The organism is Alkalibacterium sp. s-m-28 (assembly GCF_054658175.1).
The window spans coordinates 1-8821 of sequence record NZ_BAAGIQ010000079.1 but is presented as its reverse complement, the minus strand read 5'-3'; the positions used below and the strand labels follow the sequence as shown (position 1 = coordinate 8821).

General features: G+C 41.7%; 9 protein-coding genes. 6 read left to right on the top strand and 3 right to left on the bottom strand.

The genetic code is table 11. The features are described 5' to 3' along the window. Window positions 1–234 precede the first annotated feature (234 nt). The 6 genes from ACYQ4S_RS09475 to ACYQ4S_RS09450 all read left to right on the top strand — a co-directional run bounded on the left by ACYQ4S_RS09475 (window position 235) and on the right by ACYQ4S_RS09450 (window position 4776). Window positions 235–660 (top strand): CidA/LrgA family protein, encoded by a 426-nt coding sequence (locus tag ACYQ4S_RS09475; protein ID WP_091267898.1) that lies wholly within the window; start codon window positions 235–237, stop codon window positions 658–660. After that, window positions 638–1345 (top strand): LrgB family protein, encoded by a 708-nt coding sequence (locus tag ACYQ4S_RS09470; protein ID WP_459770795.1) that lies wholly within the window; start codon window positions 638–640, stop codon window positions 1343–1345. Before ACYQ4S_RS09475 ends, ACYQ4S_RS09470 begins: the two co-directional genes overlap by 23 nt. 48 nt (window positions 1346–1393) lie before the next feature. Further along, window positions 1394–2503, top strand: a complete 1110-nt coding sequence (locus ACYQ4S_RS09465; protein ID WP_459770793.1) for an alpha-hydroxy-acid oxidizing protein — start codon at window positions 1394–1396, stop codon at window positions 2501–2503. Between the two features lie 308 nt (window positions 2504–2811). Beyond that, on the top strand, window positions 2812–3156 hold the full coding sequence (locus tag ACYQ4S_RS09460) for a spr1630 family ClpXP-sensitive toxin (RefSeq protein ID WP_459770791.1): 345 nt from the start codon (window positions 2812–2814) through the stop codon (window positions 3154–3156). Window positions 3157–3161: 5 nt separating this feature from the next. Then, window positions 3162–3575, top strand: coding sequence for a hypothetical protein (locus tag ACYQ4S_RS09455; RefSeq protein WP_459770789.1), 414 nt, complete (start codon window positions 3162–3164; stop codon window positions 3573–3575). A 28-nt stretch (window positions 3576–3603) separates the two neighbouring features. Further along, window positions 3604–4776 (top strand): spr1629 family repressor/antitoxin, encoded by a 1173-nt coding sequence (locus ACYQ4S_RS09450; protein ID WP_459770787.1) that lies wholly within the window; start codon window positions 3604–3606, stop codon window positions 4774–4776. A gap of 97 nt (window positions 4777–4873) precedes the next feature. Here the strand turns inward: ACYQ4S_RS09450 and abc-f are convergent, their stop codons facing one another. The 3 genes from abc-f to ACYQ4S_RS09435 all read right to left on the bottom strand — a co-directional run bounded on the left by abc-f (window position 4874) and on the right by ACYQ4S_RS09435 (window position 8487). Continuing rightward, window positions 4874–6337, bottom strand: a complete 1464-nt coding sequence (gene abc-f, locus ACYQ4S_RS09445; RefSeq protein ID WP_459770785.1) for a ribosomal protection-like ABC-F family protein — start codon at window positions 6335–6337, stop codon at window positions 4874–4876. A gap of 312 nt (window positions 6338–6649) precedes the next feature. Continuing rightward, window positions 6650–8065 (bottom strand): DUF5050 domain-containing protein, encoded by a 1416-nt coding sequence (locus tag ACYQ4S_RS09440; protein WP_459770783.1) that lies wholly within the window; start codon window positions 8063–8065, stop codon window positions 6650–6652. Window positions 8066–8124: 59 nt separating this feature from the next. Next, window positions 8125–8487, bottom strand: coding sequence for a hypothetical protein (locus ACYQ4S_RS09435; protein ID WP_459770781.1), 363 nt, complete (start codon window positions 8485–8487; stop codon window positions 8125–8127). Between the last annotated feature and the right edge of the window lie 334 nt (window positions 8488–8821).

Below are 8821 nucleotides of genomic sequence, written 5' to 3'. Positions count from 1 at the left end.
TTTAGAACCATCTTCCATCTAGTTCTATTTTACACAGAAACAGCACGGAATGACCAAGCGATAACCAAGATATTTAATTATCAAAGAACTAAAGTGAATGGATCATCAAAAGCGACTTTTTGAAATTTTTCTCCCCCATGGGGGAGAAAGCTCCATTCTTTCAAACAGTTAATCAATCAACTAAGTTAAGAACAATTCTTAACTACAAACTTATTATACGAGGAGGGAAAGATATTGAAAATCATCAAACAGCTTTTCTGGCTCTTCCTGTTCTCCTTTTTAGGTGAGCTGCTCTCTTATCTCAGTCCCATTGCGGTTCCGGGAAGCGTGCTGGGTATGGTACTGCTCTTTACAGCTCTGCAGTTCAACTGGATCGGGATGGAACAGGTCGAGGATGCCGGCGAATGGCTGACAAATAATATGGCCATACTTTTTATCCCGGCTGGGGTAGGTCTGATGACACACTTCGGCATCATCAGTTCAATCTGGTGGCAGCTGCTGGTCGTCATTTTTATTTCAACTACTCTGATGATTGCTCTGGTCGGCGTCGTTGTTCAACTGATTATCAGAAGATCTAGAATACGATCCGAACAGCGTACAGGACGCGTCAGTCCACAATGGAAAGGAGAGAAAGTCAGTGATCCAGGAACTCGCAGCTAATCCATTTTTCGGCATCGTTCTGTCCGTTTCTTTCTACCTCATCGGACAGCAGCTTCATAAACGGTGGCCGATCCCTATTTTTACCCCACTGGTCTTTGCCATAGTGATGACGATCGTCACTTTGCTTCTGCTGGATATCTCGTATGAGACCTACTTTAACGGGGGACAGTATATCAACATGTGGATCACTCCCGCAACGGTGGCTCTGGCTATCAAGTTGAAGAAGAATATCGCTCATCTGAAAGAAAATGTATCCGCTATCTTATCTGGCATTGGAATCGGCGTCGTTTTTCACACAGTGATCATTGTCCTGCTCAGCCTGATGTTTCAGTTCAATGAAGAGCTGGCTGCCACACTGTTTCCAAAATCAGTGACGACTCCGATTGCCTTGGGTGTATCTGAATCCCTCGGAGGTATCGCTTCTCTCACAGTAGCTGTCGTTGTCTTCACAGGGGTACTGGGAGCGGTCGTCGGTCCAACGATTTTCAAATGGCTGAAAGTGACTGAACCCGTTGCACAAGGCGTGGCAATGGGGTCCGGATCACATGCCATGGGAACGACTAAAGCAATCGAAATGGGAGACGTTCAAGGAGCCATGTCCGGCCTGTCTATTGTCCTGACCGGTATCGCAGTTGTCATTCTGGCCCCTGTCGGCCTGCTGCTGATCCAGCTTCTGTTCAGCTAATTTATTTATCATCTAACACACAAACTATATAAAATGGAGGAATTTACAATGGAACAGACAAAACAAGAATACCTTGCACCTAGTGAAGTAAAAGAATTGGATATCGTCAATACCTATGAACTTGAAATGCTTGCGGGAGAAGTCGTGCCTCAAGGCGGATATGACTACATTTCCGGCGGATCCGGTGATGAGTACACATTGAGACAGAATGTCGAATCATTCAACCACAAAGGCATCCTTCCACGTGTACTGGCAGATGTCGAGAATCCTGATACTCGAACCAGCATTCTGGGTCATGACATTACAGCGCCATTCATCATGGCTCCGATTGCTGCTCACGGTCTGGCTCACCAGACAAAAGAAGCCGGGACAGCTAAAGGCGTGTCCGAATTCGGAACGATCATGTCCATCAGTGCCTATTCCGGTGCCAAATTCGAAGAAATCGAAAAAGGGCTGAATGGTTCACCGCGCTGGTTCCAGATTTACATGAGTAAAGACGACGAACTGAACAAAGCTATTGTGGATGAAGCGAAAGCCGACGGAGCAACTGCAATCATCCTGACCGCAGACTCTACTCTTTCAGGGAACCGCGAAAAAGACATGCGCAACAAGTTCGTCTACCCATTCGGTATGCCGATCGTCTCACGTTATCTGACTGGTACTGGAGAAAAAATGTCACTCAATAATATCTATGCGCAATCCAAGCAGAAAATCAGCCCGAAAGACGTAGAGTTCCTGACAGACTATTCCGGTCTTCCTGTCTTTGTGAAAGGCGTCCAGTCTCCTGAAGATGCACTTCTAGCCATCGGGGCCGGGGCTGCTGGGATCTGGGTTTCAAATCATGGAGGCCGTCAGCTGGATGGTGCGCCAGGATCATTCGATACACTTGAACGCATATCTGAAGCTGTTCAGGGCCGTGTCCCTATCGTCTTTGATTCAGGGATCCGCCGCGGTGAGCATATCTTCAAAGCACTTGCAAGCGGAGCGGATGTCGTAGCTATCGGACGGCCTGCACTATACGGCCTGGCACTAGGTGGATGGAAAGGCGTCAAGAGCGTATTCGACTACTTCCACACCGATCTGAAGCGCGTCATGCAGCTGGCAGGTACACAGACTGTCGAAGACATCAAGCACACTAAGCTGTTTGATCAGAAGTAACTATCCGTTGCTTAAAAGATATTTTCATTTATCACATCTAACGTAACTCCCTTCTCTCTGTTCGAGGTAACTTTTACTCCTTAAAGAGAAAAGGGAGTTTAATTTGTATTTATCTAACTACTACTAATATACCTCTCATTAGTACTTTGTATTAAATGTTCATTATTTAATTCATCAACGTATATCCATAAATCATCTCTTAAATATAAATCATTTTTTTCATATCACACTTTAAAAAAAATCGATTATTAATGTCTTTACTTAGTAAATAGTGATATAATTAAAAAAAGTGTTAACAGGAGGGTATTATGAGACAGTTTAAACTGGATAACAAGGTATATCAGGCAATTGTTGACGGTACGCAAAATGGTTACTTGGAATATCTACATGAGCGGCGGCGTAAAAAAAATGAATTGCGCGTAAGTGGAGCATATGCCTGGACCAAAGGAAATCACATCGATGACCAAGTAGCTCGAGCTGTTGAATCTTTAGGTCTTAATTATCGAATGGATAAAGCTGGATATACCTGGGAATATCTTCAATTCACATTAGCCGATGATTCAGAAAAATATCTAATTATCATAAAGAACTCTAAACGAACTAAAGACTTTTTTGATGGAAAACATCAAGCGATAAGAACAAAAATTATTTAACTCCATTGTCAGATATCAACAATTCACAACTGACATCAGACGATTTGAATTTCGAAGCTCTTCCTGAACAGATAGAATTGGAACTATCGAGTCCAGCAGAAATAAAAGCTGTACTGAACAATTCATCTTTATCTTCTGAAGAAGGTTACTCTCGCTTTTATATCGTTACTTATGAGATAAACTCCGAGACTAAAATGATTGACTCAATCAGATTAACTATGCCTAGCAGTAAAACAATGAGGCTTTATGAAATAGAAAATCTAACACCATTCATTCAATCTAGTCCAGTCACAATTACTCGAGATGACCTTGAGCCGGTGCTTCAAGAAATAAACTCTAACGAAACTATTTTTTCAGGTGATCAACACTCATTTGGTTACTCTGTCCCTTCTGAAGAAGAGCGAGGAGCACAGGAGTAATAACAAAATAATTAAGGAAGTGTGTATTATGTTTTACGGAGAGAAATTAAGAGAATCAAGAGAACTACATGGTCTCTCCAGAAAGGAACTTGCTGAAAAATTAGAAATCTCGGAGCAAGCTGTATGGCAGTACGAGAACCAGTATACCGTTCCAAAGTTTGATATTATTAATGCATTAAAAAAAGTATTATCTGTTAAACCTCAATTTTTCTATTCAGATTCTTTTGTAAAAGAAGTAGTAAGTATTGACCGAATTGCGTATCGCTCTGATGATAGAGATTCAAGGAAAAAAGCAAAAATGGAACTCAATTACATTAACTACGTTAATCATTTCATAACCTACTTTGAAAAGTCACTTGCCATACCCAATCAATCAATTTATTCTTTAAAAGCTAAAGCAGAAGATAAGTTATTTAGAAACAATAAAAGCCATGCCTCCAATGAAAAGTCTATTAAAGATGTTGCTCTCCTAGCCAGAAAGCAACTAAATGTCGAGCATAATAAAGATCTTTTATACAAGTTAGAATTGTCTGGTATATATATTCTTGAAAAAAATATGGGTCTTTCAATTGACGCTTATAGTACGTGGACGAATGACAATGTTCCTTTTATAGTTTTAGGTACTCAAAAGAAATCTTCTGTACGAAGAAATTTTGATTTAGCTCATGAGTTAGGTCACTTACTCATGCATGGAGATATAGATATGGACGGTTTAACAAAAGAGGAACTTCGACAAGTAGAAAAAGAAGCTAACGATTTCGCTTCCTTTTTCTTGCTACCAGAAGAAAACTTTGTGACAGACTTTCATAGCATCTCAAAAAAATCAAATCCTGATTCCTATATTGACCTGAAAATGAAGTACCATGTATCAATAGCAGCAATGGAATACAGAGCATATAAGTTGAATTTGCTGACCTTCGAGGAAAATCGTTATTTTTACTCAGCACTTAACCGCTTGAACTATAAGAAAATTGAACCACTAGACGAAGATATTCCTGTAATTAAGCCAGGAAAAATACGCGCATTGCTCAAGCTTATTTTTGAAAACCATCTGCTTATTTTAGACACCGAACTTGAAAATTTTTCTATTGAACGCACTTTTTTGGAATCTTTATTCGGAATTGATGATCAGATGCTAAAACAATATGAAGACCAGACTAGACTGGACTACTTTGGAGATAAAGTGATAAGTTTATATTAAAGTCCTGTTATCAATAATTGAATGCAATAAATATTAAAGAAAAATGTACATTAAAGGAAAGAATCGTTAGTTAATCTAATGATTCTTTCCTTTATTACTATCTCGGTATTAATTGTCGATTAGCAATTTCCCATACTTGGTCCGCTACTCTATCCACGAAGTATTTATCATGAGAGGTAAAAAACACGGTTCCTTTGTAGTCCTTCAGTAACTGTTCCAGTGCTTCTATAGTTGATAGATCAATAAAATTAGTCGGTTCATCAAGCACGATGACGTTGCTAGGATCCGTAAACAGCTTGGCAATCGCCAGACGAGTAGCTTCTCCCCCACTCAAGTTCGACACAGGTCGATCTGTATCCGACTGATCAAAACCTAAATTATTCAATACGGCCCGAACGAGTGGTTCTGAATACTCTGACTCGTACCGTAGATAGTCCAATACGCCTGTTTCCTCTGTCAACTTGTAGTCCATCTGCTTGTAAACAGCAAAGCGCACTTTTGGAGATAGACGAACGCCTTCTTCTTTGCTGAGTATATGAGATAGCAGACTCGATTTGCCGGCTCCGTTATGCCCGGTAATTGCGATACGTTTTCCTCGTTCGAACTGAGCATCTACTTCTTTTAACAGTATCTGATCCCCTCTGATAATCGTGACATCTTCAAGCATCACTGGGTACGGGTTATGGATTTCTACCGTTTTAATTGCAGGAAACTGTATCGTTTTCTGCTCAGCAGGCAAGTCGACGTCCTCGATTTGTTCCATTCGCTTTTCAATCGCTTTAGCCGTCTTATGCGCTGCTTTCTGAACGGTATCTTTCTGTTTGGAAGAAGACAAGCGGCTCGGCCTTATATTCCTGTTTTTCTGCTTGTGACTGACTTTGCTCATCTTCTGAGCTTGTTCATGCTTCTTTTTAACAGCCGATTCCAGTCGAGCTTTTTCTTTTAGAGCAGCTTCATGTTTCCGTTCAGTTTCTAATTTATTCTGTTCATACTGCTCCACGTATTCAGTATAGTTCCCCGGATAAACAGTGACTGTTCCATCCTTCACTTCCCAGATTTTTTCTACGACTTTATCTAGAAAATACCGGTCGTGACTGACAACTAGAAGCGTACCATAATAGTAAGTCAGTTCGTCTATCAGAAACTGAATCCCTTCTGAGTCCAAATGAGTCGTGGGTTCATCCATCAGCAACCCCGGTGTATAACGGGAGAACAGGCTGGCCAGTCTGGCGCGCGTTCTTTCCCCTCCACTGAAGACATCTGTTCTATGCTTTGGCACGTTCAGTCTGGACAGCATCTCAGAATCAACTTGGTCTCTAAAGAGTCCAGTTTCCTCCTCCATCTGGCTGTAAAACTGAAAATCAGTCAACATTCTGACTTGACCTTTATCCGGTTCAATGGACTGGTTGATAAGCTTCAGCAACGTACTCTTCCCTTGCCCGTTATTCCCTACTATACCGACCTTTTCATTCTGATAAACTTTCAAATCATCTATGGAAAGAATCGTTTTTCCGTTGTATGTCTTTTCGATGTTTTTTAAATCTAATACTAGTTCTTGCATTAGTGAACACTCCTTTAATACAGGCCGTGTTCTATATATCAGAGGAAGCATCCTCGCTATTTTATTGCAAAACAAAAAGAGATAGACCTGCTATCTCTTTGACAACTAAGCTTTTCCGTTGTGGAATAAAATGGACGGACTGCTCCCTTGTTTCTGTCATATAAACAGGACCTTGAATAGTTATTTAATTAACGATTCAAAGCCACAAGCCGCAATCTCATCTTTTCATTCCTCCTTTGATTTGGTGATATAATCATAACATATCTATCTCTCTGACTCAACAGAATAATTTCAAATGAGTAGCTGGACCAATTACTCTGCGCTGTCACCCAAATCGATTCTTTCGTAATTATGGAAGCTTTCCAGACCAGTATTATAGAATATGGCCTCCACGGTTGTGATCAACCTGTCCGTGAGCTGACCGAGTGCTACTTGCTGAACGTCTGATCCGTCCAACTCACTCATATACATGCCATTATCTTGATTCTGTCCTGAATCAAATTCAGCTGCAAAGTAAATGCCCTGGTCCGTCAATGTATACATGCTTACTGGGTAATCGACGACTAATTCCGGTTCAGTTGTTCCTGACTGGTCCATTCTATAGAGTCTGCTCTCCTGACCAATATAGTAATAGTAGTCTTCCCAGACCATGATAGAAGAAACTTCTCCAATCAATAGTGTCTCTCTCTCCGACCCGTCCGGCTGCATCCGCTCCATCCTGCCTTCGCGACCTGACTCATGACTGAACAGTATCTGGTCCTCATAGACGGTCATGCTGGTGAGGCTCACATCAATGATCCGTTCCACATTACTACCCTCAAGGGTCATCCGGTAGGGACTGTTATCATCCTGATCATTTATAAAGTAAATGCTCTCGTCGACGATCTGTACGGCAATCATCTGCCCCAGATCATACAAAGTCTCTTCACTACTCCCATCTGTTCTGACTCGATGAAGGGAATTATTATCTGAGTAATACAACCAGTCCCCTATAAGATTCAGATTGCCTAACCAGGGCTCGGCACTTGCTCTATCAATGATAACTGTTTCTTCTTCAGTACCCAGATCGATTTCAAGGATGCTGTTCTGCCACTCAATCAAGTACAGACTGGCATCATCCACGACCCCATATCCGCCATTCAGCTTGTTTGCGACAGAGCTGCCTCTCTGACCAGGTTCGGTCAGACTGGTACCACTACTGGATGAAGCTTGGATATTATGCGCGAAAACCTGAAGTTCCCAGAGGAGTCTGCTTTGAGTGAGCAAAGGAATGAGCGATACGCCAGCAATTACCAATACAGTGAGAACAGTTCTAACTTTTTGTCCCTCTTTTCCACTTATCCCCCTAATATCATCGGACAATCTTCTCAAATAATATGCTGGACCCTCAATCCTGACTTTATCTTCACTATAATAAATGACGACCTGATCATCTATGGATAGACTGAATAGCCGATCGAATTTAGGTTTCAAACGGATCAGATCAGCTTCCCGTTCTATAATTTTCCATCTATCTGCGTCCAGACGGCCTTCAACTGTATCTAATACTGATACATCTTCGTGCTGCATCTTACGGGAATAACGTGCATTCATCCAGACAGCAAACAGTATCCAGGAGAATGCTATCAGACCCCATCCGACACCCATTGAAGCGCCGAAGATCAGGCGATGCAGAAGAAGGATCAGGACGACTAAAGGTAAGTAGATAAATAGCGTTGTTCTAAACAATAATTCTTCCGTATTCTTTTTCAGTTTTATATTGATCAGTCCTTTTGTTGGATTTGTCCCTAACCGCCTGCTTCTTCAGCTTCTTCCTGCCATTCGCTGATCAGCTCTGAAGGGACATAATGACTCGGGATCAGCAGCTCCCCGTCTTCACTCCTAAGGCGACTGTCTGACTCCGTGAACATTTCAAAATAGCATGTCTCTCCCTCTGTCTCGACGATATATGTGTCCTCCTCTACCCGAATGTCTTGTATGTCGTGCGTGTAAAACTGATGATTGGGACCATCTGAGTCCCCTTCGCTTTGTTCAACAATATGAACAGTTAGTTGCTGCTGCCCATCTTCCTCAACGAACTGATAAGATAGTGGGACACCGACACTTATTCCAGGACTGTTGGTAGCTGGCTCCAGAATAACACCCATCAAGTCATCAGACTCTCCTGTAAAGCTTATTTCATCTAAATTTGCTGTATATGCTTCACGTTGCTCCTGTACATACTGTTCTACACTGGCTGACTGAGTAGGATCTCCGGCTGTTCTTCTGCGTCATCACCTGCACATACCGTCAGCATCAGCGCTGCAAGGGGGATCATCATTCTCTTTTTCATCATATTATTCACTCCTAGTTCATATATGTTACTGTCAAATTTTTTTGTTCTTAAAGGTCTATAACCGTTGTTCTATCAAGGAAAAGACAAAAAACACTTGCCCCTCCCTCATTTATCGGTAAAATAGTAGGTATCCGACTACCAAACTATCC

Excerpts from the sequence above, each read along its gene's own strand:
- ACYQ4S_RS09465 (WP_459770793.1), top strand. The coding sequence starts at position 1,394 with ATGGAACAGACAAAACAAGAATACCTTGCACCTAGTGAAGTAAAAGAA.
- ACYQ4S_RS09460 (WP_459770791.1), top strand. The coding sequence starts at position 2,812 with ATGAGACAGTTTAAACTGGATAACAAGGTATATCAGGCAATTGTTGAC.
- ACYQ4S_RS09450 (WP_459770787.1), top strand. The coding sequence starts at position 3,604 with ATGTTTTACGGAGAGAAATTAAGAGAATCAAGAGAACTACATGGTCTC.
- abc-f (WP_459770785.1), bottom strand. The coding sequence starts at position 6,337 with ATGCAAGAACTAGTATTAGATTTAAAAAACATCGAAAAGACATACAAC.